The following is a 23,899-nucleotide window of genomic DNA, read 5'->3' on the forward strand; positions in this document are numbered from 1 at the left end:
CTGGCGCAAGGAGCTTTCATGGAACAACTGGACAGGATCGATCGCGGCATGCTCGACATGCTCCAGCAGGACGGGCGCGTGTCGAATGCGCGGCTCGCCGAAGCATTCTCGCTGAGCGAGACGTCCTGCTGGCGCCGGCTCAGGCGGCTGGAGGAAGCGGGGTTGATCGCGGGCTATCACGCGCGGCTCGACCGCCGCAAGCTCGGGCTGGGCGTGATGGCGTTCGTGCAGATCGTCTGCACGCAGCACAGCGAGGAGGTGACGGCCGAGTTCGAGCGTCTGATTCAGGCGAGCCCGAACGTGCTTGCATGCGACAACACGACCGGCGAAGCGGATTTCCTGCTGCAGGTGGTGGCAGCCGACCTCGACGACTACAGTCATTTCGTCGAAAGGGTGCTGCGCAGATTGCCGGGCGTGCTGAGCATCCGCTCGAACCTGTCGCTGCGGCAGTTGAAGTCGACGCAGCGGCTGCCGATAGCGTGATGGCGCAAGCCGGTGCGCGCGCATGCGCGAGCGGTCAGTCGGCCAGCCGCTTGTCGGCGAGTGCCTTGCAGCAGTCTTCGTACACCCATTGCACGAGTTTCGCCCGGTAGTCGAGATCGTCGGTATCGACGATTTCCTCGACCGCGTCGCGCGCCCATGACGCGTCGACGAAGCCGGCGTGCCGCTTGGCGATGTCCTGCGCCAGCGCGGCCAGCTTCGCGATCGCGAGCCAGTCGGCCTGCCGGTGATGGCGGTCGAGCCAGCGGTGCGCGGCCTGCACCTGGAAAGACGCGTCCGGCCAGGATTCATTCAGATAAAACGCGCCGAGATTGCCGCAGGTGAGCCAGCACAGCAGTTCCAGGCGATCTTGCGAACCGAGGGTACGGGATGCGTCGGTCATGGCAGCGCTCGCGAAAGGCATCGACTTCGGGTGGCGCGGCCTGCAGCGGCCGGCGCCGATACTAAAAACATAGCACGATGCAGACCACGTCGTGCACCGGCGTGGCGTGGATGCCGCAGCCGCGGGAAGCGGGTGTACGGCGCACCGTCCGTCTGCGCTTGCGGCCGCGTTCGACGTCATCGCCGCGCCGCGCCGCACTCGTTAGAATGGCCGTTTTCCGGGAGACAGGAAGCGATGAAAATCTACGACCAGTTCTACATCGACGGCGCATGGCGCAAACCGGCCGGAACGGGCACGATCGACGTGATCGACTCGGGCACCGAGGCCGTGATCGGCCGGATTCCCGAAGGCGTCGCGTCGGACGCGCAGGACGCGATCCGCGCGGCGCGCGCGGCATTCGACGCATGGGCCGCGACGCTGGCCGCGACGCGCGCGGGCTATCTGCGCAAGATCGTCGAGCGACTGCAGGCGCGCAGCGAGGAACTCGCGCAGTCGATCACCGGCGAAGTCGGGATGCCGATCAAGCTGTCGCGCGCGATCCAGGTCGGCGGCCCGATCTACAACTGGAAGGCATACGCGAAGCTCGCCGAATCGTTCGAATTCGAGGCGACGGTCGGTAACTCGCTGGTCGTGCGCGAGCCGGTTGGCGTCGTCGCGGCGATCACGCCGTGGAACTATCCGCTCAACCAGGTCACGCTGAAGGTCGCACCGGCGCTCGCGGCCGGCTGCACGGTCGTCCTGAAGCCGTCCGAAGTCGCACCGCTCAACGCGTTCATGCTCGCCGAAGCGATTCACGAAGCGGGCCTGCCGCCGGGCGTGTTCAATCTCGTATGCGGTTATGGCCCGGTCGTCGGCGAGGTGCTGGCGACGGATCCGGACGTCGACATGGTGTCGTTCACCGGTTCGACGCGTGCCGGCAAGCGCGTGGCCGAACTCGCGGCCGCGGGTGTGAAGCGCGTCGCGCTCGAGCTGGGCGGGAAGTCGGCGTCGGTGATCCTCGACGATGCCGATTTCGCGACGGCGGTGAAGGGCACGGTCAATGCGTGCTACCTGAACGCGGGCCAGACCTGTTCGGCGCACACACGGATGCTGGTGCCGGAGGCGCGCTACGACGAGGCGCGCGAGATCGCGAAGAAGGCGGCCGAAGCGTATGTCGCGGGCGATCCGCGTGAGGAAACGACGCGCCTCGGCGCGCTCGCGTCGGCCGCGCAGCAGCAGCGCGTGCAGGCGTATATCCAGCGCGGGATCGACGACGGCGCGGAACTCGTGACGGGCGGCACGGGCCTGCCGGAAGGGCTCGCGAAGGGCTTCTTCGTGAAGCCGACGGTGTTCGGCCGAGTCGATCCGAAATCGACGATCGCGCAGGAGGAGATCTTCGGGCCGGTGCTGTCGATCATCACGTATCGCGACGAAGACGAAGCGGTGCGCATCGCGAACGATTCGCCGTACGGGCTCGGCGGCGCGGTGTGGGCGGGCAGCGACGAGCGCGCGATGCGCGTCGCGCGCCGCATCCGCACGGGTCAGGTCGACATCAACGGCGGCATGTGGAACGGCGCCGCGCCGTTCGGCGGCTACAAGCAGTCGGGACACGGCCGCGAGAACGGCGTGTACGGGCTCGAAGAGTATCTCGAGTACAAGTCGATGCAGCTCAAGCCGGCGAATCCGGCCTGAGCGTTTTACCCCGCATGACCCGAAACGGCACGCTCGCGTGCCGTTTTTTATTGACGGCCGTCAAGGTGCGCGCCGGTGGATCGTCGATCATCGCGTTTCCGATTTTCGATGTTTCGACGAGGTTCAGATGACCGCACGCACTTCCTTCCCGCCGCTCAAGATTCGCGGCCGCTCGTTGCTGCCCGTGGTGCAGGGCGGCATGGGCGTTGGCGTTTCCGCGCACCGCCTCGCCGGCAGCGTCGCGCGCGAAGGCGCGCTCGGCACGATCGCCAGCATCGACCTGCGTCATCACCATGCGGATCTGCTCGCGCGCTGCCGCGCGAATCCCGACCGCGCGACGCTCGAAGCCGCGAACCTCGACGCGCTTGCCCGCGAGATTCGCCTCGCGAAAACCTACAGCGAAGGGCGCGGGATGATCGCGGTCAACGTGATGAAGGCGGTGAGCGCGCATGCGGACTACGTGCGCGTCGCGTGCGACGAGGGCGCGGACGCGATCGTGATGGGCGCCGGCCTGCCGCTCGATCTGCCCGACCTCACGCAGGGTCACGACATCGCGCTGATCCCGATCCTGTCGGACAGCCGCGGCATCGCGCTGGTGCTGAAGAAGTGGATGAAGAAGGGGCGGCTGCCCGATGCGATCGTGATCGAGCATCCCGCGCATGCGGGCGGTCACCTCGGCGTCACGCAGATCGACGACATGCACGATGCGCGCTTCGATTTCGCGCGGGTGCTCGACGAGACCGCGCAGGTGATGGCGTCGCTCGGCCTCGCGCGCGACACGGTCCCGCTGATCGTCGCGGGCGGGATCAACAGTCACGACACGGTACGTGCGGCGCTCGCGGCCGGTGCGAACGGCGTGCAGGTGGGCACCCCGTTCGCGGTGACGGAGGAGGGCGATGCGCATCCGAACTTCAAGCGCGTGCTGGCCGATGCGCTGCCCGATGACATCGTCGAATTCGTCAGCGTGACGGGGCTGCCGGCGCGCGCGGTGAAGACGCCCTGGCTCGATCGCTACCTGCGCAACGAAACGCGCATTCGCGACAAGCTTGGCGCATTCCGGCAGCGCTGCCCGACGGCGCTCGAATGCCTGAGCGTCTGCGGGCTGCGCGACGGCATCGAGAAGTTCGGCCATTTCTGCATCGACACGCGGCTCGCGGCCGCGCTGCGCGGCGACGTCGCGAACGGCCTGTTCTTCCGCGGCCGCGAAGCGCTGCCGTTCGGCAACGCGATCCGCAGCGTGCGCGATCTACTCGATCTGCTGCTGACGGGCCGCGCGGCGGAGCCTGCGACAAACCGTCCGATGTTTACGCTGGCTTGACGAATATCAAGATGCTCGAAAGACCCTACAGGGAGAATGGAATGCATTCTTCAGGGGTCCGCACCATGCATAAAACGATTCGAACTTGTGTCACCGCCGCCGCCATCGCGGCCAGTCTCGCCGCGCTGCCTTCGCTATCGCACGCGGCTTCGCCGGGCGACGGTATCAACCAGGGTGACGTACTGGTCCGGCTGCGCGCGATCAGCATCCAGCCGAACGAACGCGCGAGCGACACGCTGGGCGCGATCAACACCGGCGTGAACAACGCGATCGTGCCGGAGCTCGACTTCACGTACATGATCCGCGACTACCTCGGCGTGGAACTGATCCTCGGCACGTCGCGCCACCAGATGACGTCGAGCCTCGGCAATCTCGGCGGCGTGGGCGTGCTGCCGCCGACGCTGCTGCTGCAGTACCACTTCAACCATGCCGGCAAGGTGCGCCCGTATGTCGGCGCGGGCCTGAACTACACGTACTTCTACAACAACGGGCTCAACGTCGGCGGCGAGGGCGTGTCGATCAACAAGAGCAGCTTCGGTCCGGCGCTGCAGTTCGGCGTCGACGTGCAGATCACGAAGAAGGTGTTCATGAACGTCGACGTGAAGAAGATCTGGATGAGCACCGATGCGACGCTCGGCGACAAGGGCATCGGCACGCTGCACATCGATCCGCTGATCGTCGGCGTGGGCGTCGGGATGAAGTTCTAGGCGCGTTCGGAAAAGAACAGAGTTGGGGTTGAAGCGGCATGGCAGTCGGCATGCCGCTCTTTTTTTGTGCGGCGGATTTACAGCTTGTCGTACTGGAAGCGCATCGCGGTGCCTTCACGCGTGATGCGCGCCCACACGGCCCGCTTTTCGTCTTCGCTCAGGAACACCCAGTTCGATACTTCGGCGGCCGTGCGGCCGCAGCCCTTGCAGACTTCGTCGAAGAGGGTCGAGCACACGCCGATGCAGGGGCTGTCGGGCAAGTCGTGGAGATTGGAGGCCATCGGAAGGTTTTGCGCCGTGAAATCGTCAGGGCGTCATTTTAATGCATGGAGGCCGGGCGGCCGGCCGGATGCCGGAGCGCCGCCGGTGCGCACGCGGTTTCGCCACCGCTTTCTTTTCCTGATGGACAGGCGTCGATTAACCGATAGAATTCCCCCGGAACGCCCCGCCGTGCGGGCCGCTCACGCGGCTCGCGACGGGAATCTGTTCCGTTTGCGCGACACGGGCATGATTTTTTTGTGACGGCGCGCGAATGATGGTAGCGTTCGGGGTTTTCGAGGGGCGGCGTGCCGGAATGCGCCGCCATGACGAGGCAGACGGCAAGCCGGACACGCGGTCCGGCCGGAGGGAGAACGGGATGAAAGCAAAGGTAGTGGGCCGGTTCGCAGCGCTCGCGCTGTGCGTGGGTGCGTCGGCCGCAGCGGCGAAGGATACGCAGCTCAATATCTATAACTGGTCGGACTACATTGCGAAGGACACGATCCCGAACTTCGAGAAGCAGGCGGGCGTCAAGGTTCGCTACGACAACTACGACAGCGACGACACGCTGCAGGCGAAGCTGCTGACGGGCAGTTCGGGCTACGACATCGTCGTGCCGACCAGCAACTACGCGGGCAAGCAGATCGCGGCCGGCATTTTCACGCCGCTCGACAAGTCGAAGCTGCCGAACCTCAAGCACCTCGATCCGCAACTGATGGCGCTCGTCGCCGGCGCCGATCCGGGCAACAAGTACACGGTGCCCTGGGCATACGGCACGACCGGTCTCGCCTACAACCTGACGAAGGCGCAGCAGGCGCTCGGCAAGGTCCCGCTCGACAACTGGGACATCCTGTTCAAGCCGGAAAACCTCTCGAAGCTGAAGACCTGCGGCGTGTCGGTGCTCGACGCGCCCGACCAGATGTTCGCGGCGGCGCTGCACTACATCGGCAAGGATCCGATGAGCACGAACCCGGCCGACTACAAGGCCGCGATGGAAGTGCTGAAAAAGATCCGCCCGTACATCACGCAGTTCAACTCGTCGGGCTACATCAACGACCTGGTCGGCGGCGACATCTGCTTCGCGTATGGCTGGTCGGGCGACGTCGTGATCGCGAAGCATCGCGCGCTCGAAGCGAAGAAGCCGTACAAGGTCGAGTACTACATTCCGAAGGGCGGCGCACCGGTCTGGTTCGACGTGATGGCGATCCCGAAGGACGCGAAGAACAAGGACGCCGCGCTGCAATGGATCAACTACATCGAGGATCCGAAGGTGCACGCGGCGATCACGAACGCCGTGTACTACCCGAGCGCGAACGCCGAGGCCCGCAAGTACGTGCGGCCGGACGTCGCGAACGACCCGGCCGTCTACCCGCCGGCCGACGTCGTGAAGACGCTGTTCCTGCTCAAGCCGCTGCCGCCTGAAATCCAGCGTCTGCAGACGCGTCTGTGGACCGAGCTGAAATCGGGCCGCTGACGCGAGCCGAAGTGAGCCAGCAGTCATGAAGCCCCTGGTGCCCCCGGGGGCTTTGTTCGTCAAACGCAGGAGAGAAGCAGCACATCATGAATAGCCAGTCGGGTGCGCCGGTTGCGAGCGCGCCGTCCTTCGTTCCTTCGTCCGGCGCGAATGCGCGCGCCGAGAACTTTGTCCAGATCGTCGACGCCGTCAAGAAATTCGGCGAGACCGAAGTGGTGCGCAGCGTGAACCTGACGGTGCGCCAGGGCGAGCTGTTCGCGCTGCTCGGCAGCTCGGGTTCCGGCAAGTCGACGCTCTTGCGGATGCTCGCGGGCCTCGAGACGGTCACATCGGGCAAGATCCTGATCGACGGCGAGGACCTCGCGCAGATGCCGCCGTACAAGCGGCCCGTGAACATGATGTTCCAGTCGTATGCGCTGTTCCCGCACATGTCGGTCGAAGCGAACGTCGCCTACGGCCTGAAGCAGGAAGGCACGCCGAAGGCCGAACTGAAGGAGCGTGTCGCCGCGGCGCTCGAGCTCGTGCAGATGAGCAAGTACGCGAAGCGCAAGCCGCACCAGCTGTCGGGCGGCCAGCAGCAGCGCGTCGCGCTCGCGCGTTCGCTCGTCAAGCGCCCGAAGGTGCTGCTGCTCGACGAGCCGATGTCGGCGCTCGACAAGCAGATCCGCCAGCGCACGCAGATCGAGCTCGTCAACATCCTGAAGAAGGTCGGCGTCACCTGCATCATGGTCACGCACGACCAGGAAGAGGCGATGACGATGGCGAACCGGCTCGCCGTGATGAGCGAAGGGCAGATCGTGCAGATCGGCTCGCCGAACGAAGTCTACGAATATCCGAACAGCCGCTTCTCGGCCGAGTTCATCGGCTCGACGAACCTGTTCGACGGCGTCACGGTCGAGGACGAACCCGACTACGTGTACATCGAATCCCCGGAGTTGCCGAGCCGGCTGTACGTGAGCCACGGGATCACGGGCCCGCTTGGGATGCCGGTCACGGTGTCGGTGCGCCCCGAGCGGATCGCGCTCACGCGCAAGCCGCCCGAAGGCGCGTTCAACTGGGCGCGCGGCAGGATCACCAACGTCGCGTACATGGGCGGCTATTCGCTGTATCACGTGAAGCTCGACGCGGGCAAGACGGTGATCGCGAACGTGTCGAGCCTCGCGATCACCGAGCTCGACACGCCGTCGCTCGGCGACGAGATCTACGTGCGCTGGAGCGCGACCGCAGGCGTGGTGCTGACGTCATGAACGCGTTCAAGTCCCTGCTCGCATGGCCCGTGCGGCGCTTCAACCTGACCGGCGGCTCGGCGGTCGTCGCGGGGCCGTACACCTGGCTCGTGCTGTTCTTCCTCGTGCCGTTCGTGCTGGTCGTGAAGATCAGCTTCGCGGAGCTGCAGCTCGGCATCCCGCCGTACACGGAGCTCGCGTCGTACACCGACGGCGTGATGCACATCGCGCTGAACCTGTCGCACTACGCGTTCCTGCTCACCGACAGCCTGTATTTCGCGACCTACGTGAATTCGGTGGTGGTCGCCGCGATCACGACGCTGCTGTGCCTGCTGATCGGCTATCCGATGGCGTACTACATCGCGCGTTCGAACCCGGCGACCCGCAACCTGCTGATGATGGGCGTGATGCTGCCGTTCTGGACGTCGTTCCTGATCCGCGTGTACGCATGGATCGGGATCCTGAAGAACAACGGGCTGCTGAACAACTTCCTGATGTGGATCGGCCTGACCCATACGCCGATCGAGCTGTACCGCACCAACTACGCGGTGTACATCGGGATGGTGTATTCGTACCTGCCGTTCCTCGTGATGCCGCTGTACGCGCACCTCGTGAAGATGGACCTGCGCCTGCTCGAAGCCGCGTACGACCTGGGCGCCAGGCCGTGGAGGGCGTTCGTGCAGATCACGCTGCCGCTGTCGAGGAACGGGATCATCGCGGGCTGCCTGCTGGTGTTCATTCCGGCGGTCGGCGAGTACGTGATTCCGGAACTGCTCGGCGGCGCGAACACGCTGATGATCGGTCGCGTGATGTGGAATGAGTTCTTCAACAACGCAGACTGGCCGATGGCGTCGGCCGTGACCTGCGCGATGGTGCTGCTGCTGCTCGTGCCGATGGCGATGTTCCAGCACTTCCAGGCGAAGGAGCAGGAGGGCCGCCGTCGATGAAGCCGAATCGCTACCTGCAGTTCGCGGCGCTGTTCGCCGGCTTCGCGTTCCTGTACATCCCGATCATCAGCCTGATCGTCTATTCGTTCAACGAGTCGAAGCTCGTCACAGTGTGGTCGGGCTTCTCGTTGCGCTGGTACTCGGCGCTCGTGGACGACGACGAGCTGCTGACGGCCGCATGGCTGTCGCTGAAGATCGGCGTGCTGACCGCGTTCGCGTCGGTGTTCATCGGCACGTGGGCCGGCTTCGTGCTCGCGCGGATGGGCCGCTTTCGCGGCTTCGCGCTGTTCAGCGGGATGATCAACGCGCCGCTCGTGATCCCCGAGGTGATCCAGGGCATCTCGCTGCTGCTGCTGTTCATCGAGCTGGCGAAATGGATCGGCTGGCCGGCCGAGCGCGGCGTGTTCACGATCTGGCTTGGCCACGTGATGCTGTGCATCTCGTACGTCGCGATCATCGTGCAGTCGCGCGTGCGCGAGCTCAATCCGTCGCTCGAGGAAGCCGCGCTCGATCTCGGCGCGACGCCGCTGAAGGTGTTCTTCACGATCACGCTGCCGCTGATCTCGCAGGCGCTGATCGCGGGCTGGCTGCTGTCGTTTACGCTGTCGATCGACGACCTCGTGCTGTCGGCGTTCCTGTCGGGCCCCGGTTCGACGACGCTGCCGCTCGTCGTGTTCTCGCGCGTGCGCCTCGGCCTGAACCCGGAGATGAACGCGCTCGCGACGCTGTTCATCGTCGCGGTAACGGCTGGCGTCGTGATCGCGAACTTCGTGATGCTGCGCCAGGAGCGCAAGCGGATGGCCGCGTTCGCCGTCTGACGTTCCCGCGCACAGGTTGCGCACGCAACGAAAAACGCCCGGTGCCGACGACGAGTCGGGCCGGGCGTTTTGTTTTGGGGCGCGCGGCGTCGGCGCGTGGCTTATGCGCCGAACGCAGCCTTCGCCAGCAACCCGCACGCGACGCAGACGAGCACGGCCGCGAAACCGGCCTGCACGTGCCGCGCGGACAGGCGCCGGGACGCGCTGCGGCCGACGGCCATCCCGCTCGCGGTCGCGACCGTGAACCACAGCATCATGTCGAGCGGCGCGCGCGTGCCCGACACGAGCGTCGCGACCACGCCGCCGGCGCCGACCAGCGCGATCACCATCAGCGACGTCGCGACCACGCCGTGCATCGACACGTTCGTGAACTTGCGCAGCATCGGCACGATCACGAAGCCGCCGCCGACACCCAACAGCCCCGTCATCAGTCCCGTCACCGCGCCGGTCGACGCGAGCGCGACGCCGACCGGCCACGACCATACGAGCCGGCCCGTATCGGGATTCACGCGACCGACGCACAGCGGCGATTCGGCCGTGTCGCCGGGCGCGTTGCGCAGCGCCTGCCGTAGCAGGCGGCCCGCGACGACCAGCATCGTCAGCGCGAACAGCGCCAGCAGCACGCGCTGCGGCAGCACGTGCGCGAGCCGCACGCCGAGCGTCGTGAGCGGCACGCCGGCCACGGCCATCAGCAGCGCCGCGCGATAGCGCACGAGCCCGCGGCGAAACCCTTCGAGCGCGCCGAGCGCGGCACTGCCCGCGACCGCGACGAGGGCGACGGGCGTGGCTTGCTGCATCGGCCAGCCCATCCCGGCGACGAGCGCGGGCACCGCGAGAATGCCGCCGCCCGCGCCGGTGAGGCCGAGCACGGCGCCGACGAAGCCGCCCAGTACGAGGGAAATCAGCATGATGTCAGCGGGTTCCGGTCAACGGGCGATCGCGGGCTTCGCGAGCCATTCGCGACCCTTGAGCATCGCCTTCCAGTAGAGCGGCGGCAGCACGCGCTCCTTGAGCAGCCACGCGAGCCGCGACGGACGCTTGCCGTCGATCAGCCACGCGGGGACGGTCGGCGCGACCTTGCCGCCGTACAGGAATTCGGCGAGCACGATCTTGCCGCGCTCGACGGTGAGCGGGCACGATCCGTAGCCGTCGTATGCGGCGTTGCCGAGCGCGCGGCCCAGCGACGCGAGCACGTTGTGCGCGACGACGGGCGCCTGCTTGCGTGCGGCCGCGGCGGTTTTCGCGTTGGTCGTGTTGGTGACGTCGCCGAGCGCGAAGATGTCCGCGAACCGCTGGTGCCGCAGCGTCGCCGGATCGACGTCGATCCAGCCGGCCGCGTCGGCGAGCGGGCTCGCGCGCACGAAATCGGGCGCCTTCTGCGGCGGCACGACGTGGATCATGTCGAACGCCCGCTCGACGGTTTCCGTGCCGCCGTCGGGCAGCGCGCGCGTGAACGTCGCGCGCCGCGCCGGCCCGTCGATCGCGACGAGGTTGTGGCCGAACGACAGCGCGATGTCATAGCGTTTCACGTACTCCATCAGCGCGGGCACGTAGTCGGCGACCCCGAACAGCGCGCCGCCCGCATTCAGGAACTCGACGTTCGCGGCGCCGAGGCGCCCCGTGCGCCGCCAGTGATCGCACGACAGGTACATCGCCTTTTGCGGCGCGCCCGCGCACTTGATCGGCATCGGCGGCTGCGTGAACAGCGCATTGCCGCCGCGGAACGCCTGCACCAGTTCCCACGTGTACGGCGCGAGATCGTAGCGATAGTTCGACGTGACGCCGTTGCGGCCGAGGGTTTGCGCGAGGCCGTCGATCGCGTGCCAGTCGAGCTTGAGCCCCGGGCACACGACCAGCCTGCGATAGCCGATGCGCCGGCAGCCGTCGAGCACGACCGTGTGTGCGTCGGGTTCGAAGCCGGCGACTGCCGCCTGGATCCATTTCACGCCGCGCGGCAGCAGGTCGGCCATCCGGCGCGCGGTCGTGTCGGGCCGGAACACGCCCGCGCCGACCATCGTCCAGCCCGGCTGGTAGTAGTGGGTATCGGCCGGGTCGATCACCGCGATATCGAGCGACGCGTCGCGCGCAAGCAGGCTCGACGCGACCGCGACGCCGGCCGCGCCCGCGCCGACGATCACGATGTCGTGCCGCGCGTCGACGGCCGGTGCGGCCTGATCGCCGGCCGGCGCGAGGCCATCCGCGAGACGCGGTGCGAGTGCGCCGAGGTCGTAGCCGGCCGCCGCGGCGAGCGCGACGATGTCGCCAGGCGGCCGCCGGCCCGCCTGCGACAGCGCCCACAGCGTCGCCGAACGGGTGCCGCTGCGGCAGTACGCGAGGACCGGGCCGGCGAGCGTCGTGACGAGCGCGCCGAACTGCGCGGCCTGCTCGTCGGTGACCTTGCCGGTATCGACGGGCAGGTAATGCACGGCGATGCCGAGCGGCGCGGCGGCGGCGCGGATCTCGGCGACGGTCGGCTGGTCGGCGCCTTCGCCGTCCGGACGGTTGCAGACGATCGCGCGGATGCCCGCCGCGTGCAGCGCGGGCAGGTCGGTCACAGCGATCTGGGGCGAGACCGACAGCAGGTCGGTCAGCGGGCGGATGGTCATGTCGGGGTTCTCCGGTCGGGGCGGCGGCTCAGATCGCGTCGAGCGGGATCTTCAGGTAGCGCACGCCGTTGTTTTCGGGCTCGGGCAGGTGGCCGGCGCGCATGTTGACCTGCACGGACGGCAGCATCAGCACCGGCATGTCGAGCGTCGCGTCGCGCGCGGTGCGCATCGCGACGAAATCGTCCTCGGTCACGCCGTCCTTCACGTGCACGTTCGCGCGGCGCTGCTCGGCGACCGTCGTCACGAACCGCACGTCGCGGCCGCCCGGCTGGTAGTCGTGGCACAGGTACAGGCGCGTATCGGGCGGCAGGCTCAGCACGCGCACGATCGAGCGGTACAGCGTGCGTGCGTCGCCGCCGGGGAAGTCGCAGCGGGCGGTGCCGTAGTCGGGCATGAACAGCGTGTCGCCGACGAACGCCGCGCGCTGCGTGGCGTCGTCAACGCAGTAGGTCAGGCATGCGGGCGTATGGCCCGGCGTATGCAGCGCGCGGATCGTCAGCGCGCCGAGCGCGAGCGTGTCGCCGTCGTCGAGCAGGCGATCGAACTGGCTGCCGTCCTGCGCGAAGCCGGGGCCGGCGTTGAACAGCGTGCCGAACACGTGCTGCACGCGGCGCACGTGCGAGCCGATCGCGATCCGGCCGCCGACGTGCGCCTTCAGGTACGGCGCGGCTGACAGATGGTCGGCGTGCACGTGCGTTTCCAGCAGCCAGTGCACGGTCGCGCCGAGTTCGGCGACGCGGGCGATCAGCCGGTCGGCGCTCGCGGTGCGCGTGCGTCCGGACTTCGGGTCGTAGTCGAGGACGCTGTCGATCAGCGCGCACGCGCGGCTCTCGGTATCGAGCAGCAGATAGCTGACGGTGTGGGTCGCCGGGTCGAAAAAGCCTTCGACCGACAGCAGGGGGGCATGGCTCACGGGATGTCCTCGATCGGGTTCTGCATAGGCAATCGGCAATTCCATGTTCAAGAAGCGTGCCAATCCGGGCCACGAGGCTGGGTGATCCGGCAGGTGCTTGATTTGGTTTGGATTTTCGGCGCGATCGCGATGCATCGCGGGCACGGCCGGCGAATGGCCGCCCGCGCGGACTGCCATGTCTGGCAGTGTCGTGGCAGAATTGGCAGTCCGCCTGGCAGTTCGTCGGGCCATCCGTTCTCCAGCCTCCCCATGAATTCGCACGACATCATTCCGATCGTTCCCGCGCCGTCGCGCGCCGTCATGCCCGACGTGCGCGCACTCGTCGCGTATCTGGAACAGGATCCGCAGCCGATGATCGTCCTCGATCCCGACTACCGGATCCTCGCGGCGAACGATGCGTACCGGCGCCAGTTCGGCGTGGCAGGCGTCGAGCACGTCGGCCGGCACTGCTTCCAGGTGTCGCATCACTACGACGTGCCGTGCGACCAGGCCGGCGAGCATTGCCCGATGAAGCAGGCGCTCGAGTCGCGCGGCCTGAACCGCGTGCTGCACATTCACCATACGCCGCGCGGCCCCGAGCACGTCGACGTGGAATTGCGGCCGATCTTCGACGCGCACGGAGACGTGATCGCGTACGTCGAGCGGCTGACGACGGTGCGCAGCGCGTCCGCGCAGCCCAGCGCCGAAGGGCTCGTCGGCGGCGCCGACGCGTTCAATGCGGCACTCGGCGCGCTGCAGCGCGTCGCGCCGTCGATGCTGCCCGTGCTGTTGCTCGGTGAATCGGGTACCGGCAAGGAATTGTTCGCGCGGGCGCTGCACGAGGCGAGCGCGCGCGCGATGGGGCCGTTCGTGGTCGTCGATTGTTCGGGCATCGCCGAGACGCTATTCGAGAGCGAACTGTTCGGCTACGAGAAGGGCGCGTTTACCGGCGCGAACCAGCGCAAGCCGGGCCTCGTCGAGACCGCGCAGGGCGGCACGCTGTTTCTCGATGAAATCGGCGACGTGCCGCTGCCGATGCAGGTGAAGCTGCTGCGGCTGATCGAGTCGGGGACGTTCCGGCGCGTCGGCGGCGTCGAGGCGCTGCGCGCGGATTTCCGGCTCGTCGCGGCCACGCACAAGCCGCTGCGCGAGATGATCGACGACGGCCGGTTCCGGCAGGATCTCTACTACCGGATCAACGCGTTTCCGATTCCGCTGCCGGCGCTGCGCGAACGACAGGGCGACGTCGCGCTGCTGGCCGAATCGATCCTGCGGCGCATCGCGAACGCGCGCGGCAACGCGGGCGACGCGAGTGCCCGGCCATTCGCGGCCCGGCCGTTCGTCCTGACCGAGCGCGCCCGCGCGTGTCTCGATGCGTATGCATGGCCCGGCAACATCCGCGAGCTGCGCAACGTGCTCGAACGCGCGTGCCTGTTCGCGGACGACGGCACGATCCGGGTCGAGCACCTGCCGGCCGAACTCGTCGCGGCGGCGGCGGCGCCGCAGGAGCGTGACGCGGACGCGCGCGGCCTGTCGGACGCGGAGCTCGTGCGCATCGCGCGCACGTTCGACGGCACGCGCAAGGCGCTGGCCGAGCACGTCGGGATGAGCGAACGGACGCTGTACCGGCGGATGAAGGCGCTCGGCCTCGGCTCGCGCGAGCGCTGAACCGTGGCGCGACGCTGGTGGTCGCACGCGGCTTTGTCGATAATGGCGCGTTCGATTCCCCTGCCATCGCCGATGAAAAGACGTTTCCTTTCGCGTTGCCTGTTGCTTGCAGCCGTAGCACTGGCCGATCCGGCCCGGGCCGCCGACTACACGTGGACCGATGCGGCCGGCGCGCATGCGGTGACGCTTGCCAAAAGCGCGTCCGGCGACGACGTCGAGCTCAAGGTGTCGGCGACGCTCGACGGCCGGCCCGACTGGACCGTGCGCGACTACGTGAAGGCGTGTCCGGTCGACGTGATCCTCGACGTCGTGCCCGCATCGATCGAGATGCGCGACCTGCTCGGCAATGGCCGCAAGCAGTTCCTGTTCGCCTACAGGATCGGCTGCCGCGGTGACGTCAGCGCCGACCAGGTCAAGTACTTCCTGATCGACGCCGGTACGAAATACGTGTTGCGCGGCGAGGAAACCGTCACGGTCAAGGGCAAGGTCGTGGACGGCGGCGCGGCGCCGGTGCCGAATGCGGACCTGAAGGCCCAGCCAGTGTTCCTGCGCTACATGACGAAGCACTGGCGTGCGATCAGCGTGCGCGACTACGACTAGGCGGCCGCCGGGCCGTTGCGCGTGATACGGGCGGGCGGCCGATACCAGCCGAGCATGCTAAACAATAAAAAATAACAATGTAACGACAATTAATTATCGTTTTACGATAACTATCGACGTACAATCGACGCTCGTTCATTCGACGTCGAGGATTTCTCATGCATTCCGATCGCATTGCCCGTATCAGCCAGCAGATGGCCACCGTCACGCTGGGGTTCATCGTCGGCATGCTGGTGCTCAACGCCGCGTGCTGGGCGTTTCCGTCACTGAACGGGGCCTCCGGGCCCGGCCTCGTGTTCGGCCTCACCGATTCGGTGATCTCGAACCTGCGCGTGGACGTCGCCGCCTTCCCGTGGTGGCAGAAGGCCGTCGGCATCCTGCTGTCGAGCGTGCCGCTGATTGCGCTCGCGAACGGCCTGCGGCATCTGCGCGCGCTGTTCCGCACCTATGCGCGTCGCGACTACTTCTCCGTGCAGGCGGCCGGCCACCTCGGCAAAACGGGGCGTGCGATCGGCCTGTGGGTGTTGCTGAGCCTGTTGTGCGAGCCGCTGCTGAGCATGTGGGCGACGCTGCGCGAACCGGTCGGCCACCATGTGGTCAGCATCGGCTTCAGCTTGCCGTACGTGGTCGCGCTGTTCACCGCGGCGTGCATCGCGGTCATCGCGCACATTCTCCGGCAGGCGAGCGAGCTCGACGCCGAGCATCGGCAATTCGTCTGAGGCGCGCGATGACGATCGTAGTCAGGCTCGATGTGATGCTCGCGACGCGCAAGGTGCGCTCGAAGGATCTGGCGGCCGCCGTCGGCATCACCGAACAGAATCTGTCGCTGCTCAAGCAGGGCAAGGTGAAGGGCATCCGCTTCGCGACGCTCGAGGCCATCTGCCGCTATCTCGACTGCCAGCCCGGCGACCTGCTCGCGTTCAGCGATGACGGTGTCGGCGAGCCGGACTGACACAGCGCCGCCGCGACGTGCCGAGACGGCGGGGTGCCGTCGCCCGCGCATCGTCGCGCTGGCCGCCGCAGTCTCCGTATCGATTCACCTGCTCGGATGGTTCGTGCTGCAACAGGCATCGACGGCTACCGGCCTGAAAGCCGGGGCGCCGCCCCGGATCACGCTGCGTGTCGAGCTGATTCCCGCGCGGCCCCTGCCCGGAGGGCGCGCGCGCGACGCCGGGCGAATCGGCCCGGTCGTGGGTGAGGGCGGAGTCGAGCGCGCCGTGCGATCGACCAAACGATCCGCCGCGGTTGCAACGTCGCGCATGACGATGCGGTCGACTTCGGAGGTGGCGGGCGTTTCGCATCGGCCACGCGAGACACCTGCCGGCGCAATCGCAAACCGATTTGAAAATCACTCCGAGACCGCATCCAGCCCCGACCTCGACTGGCGCCGCGATCTCGATGCAATCGGCTCGCGGCATGCGGCGGCGCGCAGTCCGGCGCAGGCGGCCGTCGGTGCATTGGGCGCGTCGTCCGGCGGCTCGGCTGCGAGCCGCGACCCCGTCGGCGCGAGACTGGCCGACGGCATGTCGGACGCCCGTCGCGCCGACTGCCGGCACGCCTATTCGGGCGCGGGCCTGCTCGCGTTGCCGATGCTCGCACTGGATGCGGTTCGGGACACCGGCTGCAAATGGTGAAACGGGCGGCATGCGGGAAACCCGCGTGCCGCCCGCACCTTCATGCGCTCAACACGCTCAGCGCGCAGGCACAAGCTGCGCCATCGCGTCGCGGACGAAACCGAGCAGCGTGTCGTCGGTCCACGAATCCTTCGTCAGCACCGGCTCCTTCATCAGCGCATGGCGAAATTTCGCGTGCGTGGCCGGATCGTGGCCCGCGTAGCTGCAGAACAGATCGAGCCAGCGCTGCGCGAGCGCGCGGCCTTGCGGCGAATCGGGCGTCGCGCCCGCGTCGATCGCGTCGCGCACATCGGCCATCAGTTGCGGCCATTCCATCGCACGTTCGCCGTAGTGCGTCCGCATGAAGCGGATCTCGTCCGGCGCGAGATACTTCTCGAAAATCCGCATTTTCGACTCCGCCGTCGCGCGCAGCACATAGTCGCGCAGCGCGGTCGAAATGCCGAGCTTCGACTGCATCGCCGGTTCGCGTTCGTGCATCAGGTTCAGCTTCGCGAGCAGCCGCGGGTCGTTGTTCGTGTCGCGCACGAGCAATGCCATCCAGCGCGCGGCGAGCGCGCGGACGCGCTCGTCCTCGGGCGGCACGCCCGCGTCGTACAGCGCACGGACCTCGTCGATGAGCGCAATCCATTCCGCGTCGCCCGCCTGGCTCTTCTGGTACATCGGCATGCGCGCGAGTTCTTCCTCGGAGAAATATTTGTCGTACACGGTCATCAACTCCAGTGTGGTGAGCCAATCGGCCAGTTCCGGCTCCGTGCCCGCCGCGAGCTGGGCGTGCAGGCTCACGAGCCGCTCGCGTAGCTGCGCGGTCTGCGCGAGCTGACGGTCGAGCAGCGCGATCTGCTTCGCGACGAGCTCGACGAGCGGAGTGGTGCCGGGCTGGTTCAGGTGGTCGCCGATTTCGGCGAGCGACAGTCCGAAGCGACGCAACGCCTGGATCTGGTGGAGCCGGGCGATGTCGTGGCGGTCGTACAGCCGGTAGCCGTTGTCGGCGCGCGCCGAAGGCGTCAGCAGACCGATTGCGTGATAGTGATGAAGCGTGCGGACGGTCAGCCCGCTGCGTTTCGCCAGTTCTCCCACTTTCAGTCGCATTCGTTCCTCCGTTTGGTGCGCACACTGGAGTCTCGAACGTTACGCTACGTGAGGGTCAAGCGAAAGATCGCGGATCGGCGCGCGGGATGGCTCCGCGCGCCGTGCGCCTGAAGGAAACCTGCGTTATTGCGGTGACGGCGGCGCGTCGGGCGCGGCCGTGCGCGCCTGGGTGGCGGCGTCGTCGGGGGCGTCGTGAGCCGCGTTGCCGGGATGGCCGGCCGTATCGGCTTTCCCGGTCTTGCCGTTGCCGTTGCCGTCGACCTGCGGCGTGCCCATCGCCTGGTAAAGCCGCGCGGTATCCGCGAACCGTGCGCCGGTCGCGCGAAGCTCGTCGAGCCGCGCATTGCGGTACTGCAGTTCGCTGGCGCGCGCGGCCGACGGGGGCAGCGCGCCGAGCCGCACGCGGGCGGCCGCGTCGTCGTACGCGCCGCGCGCCGACAGCGAGGCGCGCGACGACGCGTCGAGCGCCTCGGCATCGTGCTCGAGCGCCGCGAGCGAATCGGCGACGTTCTGGAACGCGCCGAGCACGGCCTGCTTGTACTGGTCGACCGCGGCCTCGTAGGTCGCCTTCGCCGCGCGGCGCTGGGCGAGCAGCGCACCGCCGTGGAAGATCGGCTGGCTCAGCGACGCGCCGACGTTCCAGATCGAGCCGGCGCCCGACAGCATCGTCGGCCAGCTGAAGCCGCCTTTACCCATCGCCGCCGACAGCGACAGTTGCGGGAACATCTGCGCGGTCGCGAGGCCGACTTCGGCCGCGGCGGCCTTCAGCCCGGCGTCGGCGGCCTGGATGTCCGGTCGGCTTTGCAGCAGGTCCGACGGCACGACCACCGGCACCTGCTCGGGCAGATGCAGATCGGCGAGCGCGAGATCGGCCGGCGGCCGGTCGGGCGTGCGGCCCACCAGCACCGCGAGCGCATGGCGGGCCGAGTCGCGTTGCTGGCGCAATGCGGGCAGGCTCGCGGCGAACGTATCGGCGCTTTGCCGTGCATTCAGCGCGTCGCTGCGCGATGCCGAACCGAGCGCATGGCGGCGTTCGGCGTCGTGCGCCTGCTCGTTCGCGAGCGCGACGAGCCGCTCGGTCGTGTCGATCTGCGCGTTGAGCACCGCCACGGTGATCGACGCGGTGACGATGTTCGCGGCCAGCGCGCGCCGTGCGGATTCGAGCTGGAACGCACTGACGTCGACGCGTTTCGCGAGCGCGCGGTTCCCGAAGCGCGACACGCCGAACAGGTCGACCGTGTAGCTCGCCTGCAATTGCCCGACGAACGTGTCGTACAGCAGCGTCGGTGCGCCGAGCGCGGGAATCGGCACGCCGAGCGCGCGCTGGCGCGTGGCCTGGGCGCCCGCGTCGATCGACGGCAGCATCGAGCTGCCGATCTGCGCGCGCAACTGCTCGCGCGCGGCATCCAGCGAATGCGACGCCGCGCCGAGCGTCGGGCTGTTGCGCAGCCCTTCGTCGACGAGCGCACTCAGCGCATCGGAACGGTACTGCTTCCACCAGTCAGGCACCGGCTGCGCGCCGACCTCGAACTGCTGCGCGACGCCTTGCGCGGATACCGTCTGCTGCACTTGGGGCGTGGCGCCGTAATGCGCGGGCGACGGCATCGCGGGCGGCTCGCCGCTCGGCGCGAACCATGCGCAGCCGGCGAGCGGCCCGGCGAGGCTCGCGGCCGCGAGCGCCCGCGCGGCCTTCGTTTTCAGGTTCATCGACAGTTCCATGGTCAGGCTCCCGACGGCGCGGCAGGCGTGCCGTCGCGTGGTTCGTGCGGGTCGCGTTCGTCGCGCTTCACGCGGAACCACGCGGCGTACAGCGCGGGCAGGTAGAACAGCGTCAGCACGGTCGCGCTCGTGATCCCGCCCATCAGCGCGGTCGCCATCGGCCCGAAGAAGTTCGAGCGCAACAGCGGGATCAGCGCGAGCACGGCGGCCGCGGCCGTCAGCGTGATCGGACGGAAGCGCCGCACGGTCGCGCCGACGATCGCGTCGAGGCGTCCGTGGCCGGCCGCGATGTCCTGCTCGATCTGGTCGACCAGAATCACCGAGTTGCGCATGATGATGCCGAACATCGCGATCACGCCGAGCATCGCGACGAAGCCGAACGGCTGGCCGAACAGCAGCAGCGTGCCGACCACGCCGATCAGCCCGAGCGGCGCGGTCAGCACGACCATCAGCACGCGCGAGAAGCTCTGCAGCTGGATCATCAGCAGCGTGAACACGGCGATCGCCATCAGCGGCATCTGCGCGTTGATCGACGCCTGCGCTTTCGCGCTTTCCTCGACCGACCCGCCAATGTTGATCTGGTAGCCGACCGGCAGTTGCGCGCGCAACGTATTCAGCTTGCCGTCGATCGCATGCGTGACGTCGATGCCCTGCGCGCCGGCCCGTACGTCGGACTGCACGGTGATCGTCGGCTGGCGGTCGCGCTCCCACACCACGCCGTATTCGAGTGCCGGCGTGAAGCGGCCGAGCGAGCCGAGCGGCACGGGGCCGTTCGGCGTCGGCAGCGCGAGGCCCGCGAGCTTCGCCGGGTCGACACGGTCCGCCCGCGGGGCGCGCAGGTCGACCGCGATCAGCTTGTCGCGCTCGCGATACTGCGTGACGATCGTGCCGGACAGCGTCATCGCGAGGAAGCTCGACACGTCCTGCGACGTCACGTTCAGCTCGCGCGCCTTCTTCTGGTCGAGCTCGAAGCGCACCGAGCGCTCGGCCGGCTCGTCCCAGTCGAACTGCACGTTCAGCGTGCGCGCGTCGCCGCGCATCGTCGCCGCGACCTTCTCGGCGATCGAGCGCACCGTCGCGATGTCGTCGCCGCTCACGCGGAACTGCACGGGGTAGCCGACGGGCGGGCCGTTCTCGAGCCGCGACAGGCGCCAGCGCACGGCCGGGAACTGGTCGCGCAGCGTGGTTTCGAGCCAGGTGGCGAGCTTCTCGCGATCCTTGACCGATTTCGCGGTGACGACGAACTGCGCGAAGTTCGGCAACTGCAGCTGCTGGTCGAGCGGCAGGTAGAAGCGCGGCGCGCCGCTGCCGACGAAGTTCACCGAATGATCGATCTCGGGCCGCTTGTCGAGTATTTTCTCGAGGCGCTCGGTTTCGCGCAGCGTCGCCGCGAACGACGCGCCTTCGGGCAATCGCACGTCCACGAGCAGCTCGGGACGATCCGAGCTCGGGAAGAACTGCTGCGGCACGAGCGAGAAGCCCATCAGCGCGACGATGAAGAGGGCGCCGGTGATCAGCAGCACGACGAAGCGCCGCTCGATGCACCACTCGACCCAGCCGCGTAGCCGCGTGTAGAAACGCGTGTCGTAGATGTCGTGCTCGTGATCGTCCGGCAGGTGGGCTTCGTGCGCGTGCTTCTTGCGCTCGGGCAGCAGGTGATAGCCGAGCAGCGGGATCAGCACGACGGCCGCGAACCACGACGCGATCAGCGCGATCGCCGACACTTCGAAGATCGAGCGCGTGTACTCGCCGGTGCTCGACTTGGCGAGCGCGATCGGCAGGAAGCCCGACACCGTGACGAGCGTGCCCGTCAGCATCGGGAATGCGGTGCTCGTGTACGCGAACGCGGCGGCGCGCGCGCGGCTGTAGCCCTGCTCGAGCTTCACGGCCATCATCTCGACCGCGATGATCGCGTCGTCGACGAGCAGCCCGAGCGCGAGCACCAGCGTGCCGAGCGACACCTTGTGCAGCCCGATGTCGAACAGGTACATGAAGAGGGCGGTCACGGCGAGCACGACCGGAATCGAGATCACGACGACCATCCCGGTGCGCAGGCCGAGCGACACGAGGCTCACGACCAGCACGATCGCGACGGCTTCGGCGACGGCTTCCAGGAAATCGTCGACCGAATGCGCGACCGCGTGCGGCATGCTCGACACCAGCGTCAGCTTGAGGCCCGCCGGCAGCTGCGCCTGCAGGTTCTTCGATTCGGCATCGAGCGCCTTGCCGAGCCGGATCACGTCGCCGCCCGGCTGCATCGTCACGCCGATGCCGAGCACGGCATGGCCGTTTGCGCGCATCTGCGTGACGACCGGATCGTCATAGCCGCGCTTCACCGTCGCGAGATCGCCGAGCCGGAACGTGCGGCCGTTGATCCGGATCAGCGTGTCGGCGATCGCCGCGACGTTGTCGAACTGGCCGCTCGGCCGCACGAACACGCGATCGTCGGCGGTCGTCAGCACGCCGGCCGACGAGATGTCGTTCTGCGCGTTGATGGCCTGCCCGAGCTGCTGCGGCGAGATGCCGAGGCGCGTGAGCTGCGTGTTGTCGGCCTCGATGAAGATCCGCTGGTCGGGGTCGCCGAAGTAGTCGACCTTGCCGACGCCCGGCACGCGCAACAGCACGGTGCGCAACTGGTCCGCATAGTCGTGGAGCTGCGCGGGCGTGAAGCCGTCGCCTTCGAGCGTCCAGATGTTGGTGTAGACGTCGCCGAATTCGTCGTTGAAGAACGGGCCCTGCACGCCGGGCGGCAGCGTATAGCCGATGTCGCCGACCTTCTTGCGGATTTGATACCAGGTCTCGGGCACGTCCTTCACGGGCGCCGCGTCCTTCATCGTGAAGAAGATCAGCGATTCGCCGGGCCGCGAATAGCTGCGCAGGAAGTCGATGGCCGGGGTTTCCTGCAGCTTGCGGCCGATCCGGTCGGTCACCTGTTCCTGCACCTGCCGCGCGCTCGCGCCGGGCCAGAACGTGCGGATCACCATCACGCGGAACGTGAATGGCGGGTCTTCGGATTGCGCGAGCCGCGTGTACGCGAGGATGCCCGCGAGCGTCGCGAGCGCGATCAGGTAGACGACCAGCGCCTGGTGGCGCAGCGCCCATGCCGACAGGTTGAACCGGCCTTCTTCGCGGGGGCCGCTCATGACGCGAAGTCCTGCGGGTGCAGCGGCGCGACCGGCCGCACCTTCTCGCCCGCGCTGACCGTATGCACGCCCTGCAGCACGACGCGTTCGTCAGGCTGCAGCCCGTGCGACACGGTGACGGTGCGTTCGTTGAAGCGCGCGACGTCCACGCGGCGCAGTTCGAGCGTGTCGTCTTTCGTGCGCACGACCCACACGGCCGGATGCGGGCCGTCGTGGAACAGCGCGGTCGCGGGCAGCGTGATGCTCGGCGCGTTGCCGGCAACCGGTGCGCCGTCGAACGCGACGTTCGTGGTCATCCCGAGGCGCACGGCCGGATCGGGCGCGGCGAGCGTGAGCTTTACGCGATAGGTGCGGCTCTGCGGATCGGCGGCTGGCGCGATCTCGCGCACCTTCGCGGCGAACTGACGGCCCGGCAGCGACGGCAGCGTGACACTCGCCGCATGACCGGGCGTGAGCTGCGCGAGCGCGGCCTCGGGCACGTCGCTGACGACGTCGACGTCGCCCGACCACGCGAGCTGGTAGACGGCCTGGCCGGCCGATACGTTTTGGCCAGTGTCGGCCTGTTCCGCGGTGATGGTGCCCGCGTGATCGGCGACGAGCGTCGCATAGCGGAGTTGGTTTTTCGCGAGCGCGAGCTGCTGCTGCGCCTGGTCGCGCTGCGCGAGCGCCGACGTGTAGCTGTTCTGGGTCTGTTCGAGCTGCGCGGTCGCGATCAGGTTCTCGCGCGCTTGCGCACGGTCGCGCTCGAGCTGCTGCTTCGCGAACGCGAGGCTGTGCGTCGCGGCATCGAACTGCGCCTGCGCACTCGCGGCATTCTTCTCGACGTCGGACGGATCGAGCAGCGCGACGACCTGGCCGGCCTTGACCGTATCGCCGAGCCGCACCTTGCGCTCGACGATCTTGCCCGCGATGCGGAACGACAGCGGCGTCGCATAACGTGGCTGGATCTCGCCGGGCAGCGTGGCCGCGACCGCGACGCCGTCGGCGTGCGCGGGCAGCGCGACGACCGGGCGCGGCGCGGGCGGCGCGGCTTCCTTCGGGTGACAGGCGGCAAGGACGAGCGCGGTGCCGATCAGCAGCACGGCGCGGGAACCGGAGCGATTCACGAAACCCCCAGATCAGGTGACAGCGGAGCGAAGCCGGCAAGCGCGGCGGGCGCTTGCCCCGAGTGGCGCCGGCCCGGCGCGCACGGACAGTGCCGAACGAAGTCGTTCGGAAACTGCGGCGAATTCTAATACACACCTGT

Annotated in this window: 22 protein-coding genes; 13 read left to right on the forward strand and 9 right to left on the reverse strand. The window is 68.0% G+C overall.

Features of this window, described 5'->3' with window-relative positions:
- Window positions 1–18 precede the first annotated feature (18 nt).
- Complete coding sequence (locus SB786_RS05055) at window positions 19–483, forward strand: Lrp/AsnC family transcriptional regulator (RefSeq protein ID WP_006753484.1); 465 nt, start codon at window positions 19–21, stop codon at window positions 481–483.
- A 34-nt stretch (window positions 484–517) separates the two neighbouring features.
- On the opposite strand, the gene SB786_RS05060 is transcribed toward SB786_RS05055, so the two are convergent.
- Window positions 518–883 (reverse strand): hypothetical protein, encoded by a 366-nt coding sequence (locus SB786_RS05060; protein WP_006753485.1) that lies wholly within the window; start codon window positions 881–883, stop codon window positions 518–520.
- A 234-nt stretch (window positions 884–1,117) separates the two neighbouring features.
- Here SB786_RS05060 and SB786_RS05065 point away from each other — a divergent pair, with 234 nt between their 5' ends.
- The 3 genes from SB786_RS05065 (at window position 1,118) to SB786_RS05075 (ending at window position 4,579) form a co-directional block, all read left to right on the forward strand.
- Window positions 1,118–2,554 (forward strand): aldehyde dehydrogenase family protein, encoded by a 1,437-nt coding sequence (locus tag SB786_RS05065; protein ID WP_410726479.1) that lies wholly within the window; start codon window positions 1,118–1,120, stop codon window positions 2,552–2,554.
- A gap of 127 nt (window positions 2,555–2,681) precedes the next feature.
- Entirely contained in the window at window positions 2,682–3,872 is a 1,191-nt protein-coding gene (locus SB786_RS05070; protein ID WP_410726480.1) for an NAD(P)H-dependent flavin oxidoreductase, read from the forward strand.
- 65 nt (window positions 3,873–3,937) lie between these two features.
- Window positions 3,938–4,579, forward strand: coding sequence for an OmpW/AlkL family protein (locus SB786_RS05075; protein ID WP_410726481.1), 642 nt, complete (start codon window positions 3,938–3,940; stop codon window positions 4,577–4,579).
- 77 nt (window positions 4,580–4,656) lie between these two features.
- Here the strand turns inward: SB786_RS05075 and SB786_RS05080 are convergent, their stop codons facing one another.
- Window positions 4,657–4,860, reverse strand: coding sequence for a DUF1289 domain-containing protein (locus SB786_RS05080; RefSeq protein ID WP_410726482.1), 204 nt, complete (start codon window positions 4,858–4,860; stop codon window positions 4,657–4,659).
- 356 nt (window positions 4,861–5,216) lie between these two features.
- Here SB786_RS05080 and SB786_RS05085 point away from each other — a divergent pair, with 356 nt between their 5' ends.
- From SB786_RS05085 to SB786_RS05100, 4 genes are all read left to right on the forward strand, one after another.
- Window positions 5,217–6,311: a polyamine ABC transporter substrate-binding protein gene (locus SB786_RS05085; protein WP_410726483.1), complete on the forward strand. Its 1,095-nt coding sequence runs from the start codon at window positions 5,217–5,219 to the stop codon at window positions 6,309–6,311.
- Window positions 6,312–6,397: 86 nt separating this feature from the next.
- Complete coding sequence (locus tag SB786_RS05090) at window positions 6,398–7,558, forward strand: ABC transporter ATP-binding protein (RefSeq protein ID WP_410726484.1); 1,161 nt, start codon at window positions 6,398–6,400, stop codon at window positions 7,556–7,558.
- Window positions 7,555–8,484 carry an ABC transporter permease subunit gene (locus SB786_RS05095; RefSeq protein ID WP_410726485.1) on the forward strand — a complete coding sequence of 310 codons (930 nt, stop codon included), beginning with the start codon at window positions 7,555–7,557 and terminating at the stop codon, window positions 8,482–8,484. Before SB786_RS05090 ends, SB786_RS05095 begins: the two co-directional genes overlap by 4 nt.
- Window positions 8,481–9,302 (forward strand): ABC transporter permease subunit, encoded by an 822-nt coding sequence (locus tag SB786_RS05100; RefSeq protein ID WP_006760064.1) that lies wholly within the window; start codon window positions 8,481–8,483, stop codon window positions 9,300–9,302. The genes SB786_RS05095 and SB786_RS05100 overlap by 4 nt, the downstream gene beginning before the upstream one ends.
- Window positions 9,303–9,403: 101 nt before the next feature.
- Here SB786_RS05100 and SB786_RS05105 read toward each other — a convergent pair whose 3' ends face one another.
- Genes SB786_RS05105 through SB786_RS05115 form a run of 3 tightly spaced genes read right to left on the reverse strand, consistent with a single transcriptional unit; the run spans window position 9,404 to window position 12,866 of the window.
- Window positions 9,404–10,210, reverse strand: coding sequence for a sulfite exporter TauE/SafE family protein (locus tag SB786_RS05105; RefSeq protein WP_410726487.1), 807 nt, complete (start codon window positions 10,208–10,210; stop codon window positions 9,404–9,406).
- Between the two features lie 18 nt (window positions 10,211–10,228).
- Entirely contained in the window at window positions 10,229–11,908 is a 1,680-nt protein-coding gene (locus tag SB786_RS05110; RefSeq protein WP_410726488.1) for a TIGR01244 family sulfur transferase, read from the reverse strand.
- Window positions 11,909–11,936: 28 nt separating this feature from the next.
- A complete protein-coding gene (locus SB786_RS05115) occupies window positions 11,937–12,866 on the reverse strand; it encodes an MBL fold metallo-hydrolase (protein WP_410726490.1) in 930 nt (309 codons plus the stop codon).
- A 204-nt stretch (window positions 12,867–13,070) separates the two neighbouring features.
- Here SB786_RS05115 and SB786_RS05120 point away from each other — a divergent pair, with 204 nt between their 5' ends.
- From SB786_RS05120 to SB786_RS05140, 5 genes are all read left to right on the forward strand, one after another.
- On the forward strand, window positions 13,071–14,468 hold the full coding sequence (locus SB786_RS05120; RefSeq protein WP_410726492.1) for a sigma-54 interaction domain-containing protein: 1,398 nt from the start codon (window positions 13,071–13,073) through the stop codon (window positions 14,466–14,468).
- A gap of 72 nt (window positions 14,469–14,540) precedes the next feature.
- Window positions 14,541–15,068 (forward strand): M949_RS01915 family surface polysaccharide biosynthesis protein, encoded by a 528-nt coding sequence (locus SB786_RS05125; RefSeq protein ID WP_410726494.1) that lies wholly within the window; start codon window positions 14,541–14,543, stop codon window positions 15,066–15,068.
- Window positions 15,069–15,226: 158 nt separating this feature from the next.
- A complete protein-coding gene (locus SB786_RS05130) occupies window positions 15,227–15,787 on the forward strand; it encodes a DUF2975 domain-containing protein (protein WP_138847669.1) in 561 nt (186 codons plus the stop codon).
- Window positions 15,788–15,795: 8 nt separating this feature from the next.
- Window positions 15,796–16,020, forward strand: a complete 225-nt coding sequence (locus tag SB786_RS05135) for a helix-turn-helix domain-containing protein (protein WP_011656947.1) — start codon at window positions 15,796–15,798, stop codon at window positions 16,018–16,020.
- The gene (locus tag SB786_RS05140) at window positions 15,995–16,702 is read left to right on the forward strand and encodes a hypothetical protein (protein ID WP_410726497.1); all 708 of its coding nucleotides are present in this window, start codon (window positions 15,995–15,997) and stop codon (window positions 16,700–16,702) included. Before SB786_RS05135 ends, SB786_RS05140 begins: the two co-directional genes overlap by 26 nt.
- Window positions 16,703–16,759: 57 nt before the next feature.
- Here SB786_RS05140 and SB786_RS05145 read toward each other — a convergent pair whose 3' ends face one another.
- The 4 genes from SB786_RS05145 to SB786_RS05160 form a co-directional block, all read right to left on the reverse strand.
- Entirely contained in the window at window positions 16,760–17,791 is a 1,032-nt protein-coding gene (locus SB786_RS05145) for a MerR family transcriptional regulator (RefSeq protein WP_410726499.1), read from the reverse strand.
- 123 nt (window positions 17,792–17,914) lie between these two features.
- The gene (locus SB786_RS05150; RefSeq protein WP_410726501.1) at window positions 17,915–19,510 is read right to left on the reverse strand and encodes an efflux transporter outer membrane subunit; all 1,596 of its coding nucleotides are present in this window, start codon (window positions 19,508–19,510) and stop codon (window positions 17,915–17,917) included.
- Window positions 19,511–19,512: 2 nt separating this feature from the next.
- Window positions 19,513–22,653 (reverse strand): efflux RND transporter permease subunit, encoded by a 3,141-nt coding sequence (locus SB786_RS05155; protein WP_410726503.1) that lies wholly within the window; start codon window positions 22,651–22,653, stop codon window positions 19,513–19,515.
- Window positions 22,650–23,759 (reverse strand): efflux RND transporter periplasmic adaptor subunit, encoded by a 1,110-nt coding sequence (locus SB786_RS05160; protein WP_410726505.1) that lies wholly within the window; start codon window positions 23,757–23,759, stop codon window positions 22,650–22,652. Before SB786_RS05160 ends, SB786_RS05155 begins: the two co-directional genes overlap by 4 nt.
- Between the last annotated feature and the right edge of the window lie 140 nt (window positions 23,760–23,899).

The organism is Burkholderia sp. SIMBA_062, assembly GCF_046534765.1.
Taxonomy (GTDB): domain Bacteria; phylum Pseudomonadota; class Gammaproteobacteria; order Burkholderiales; family Burkholderiaceae; genus Burkholderia; species Burkholderia ambifaria.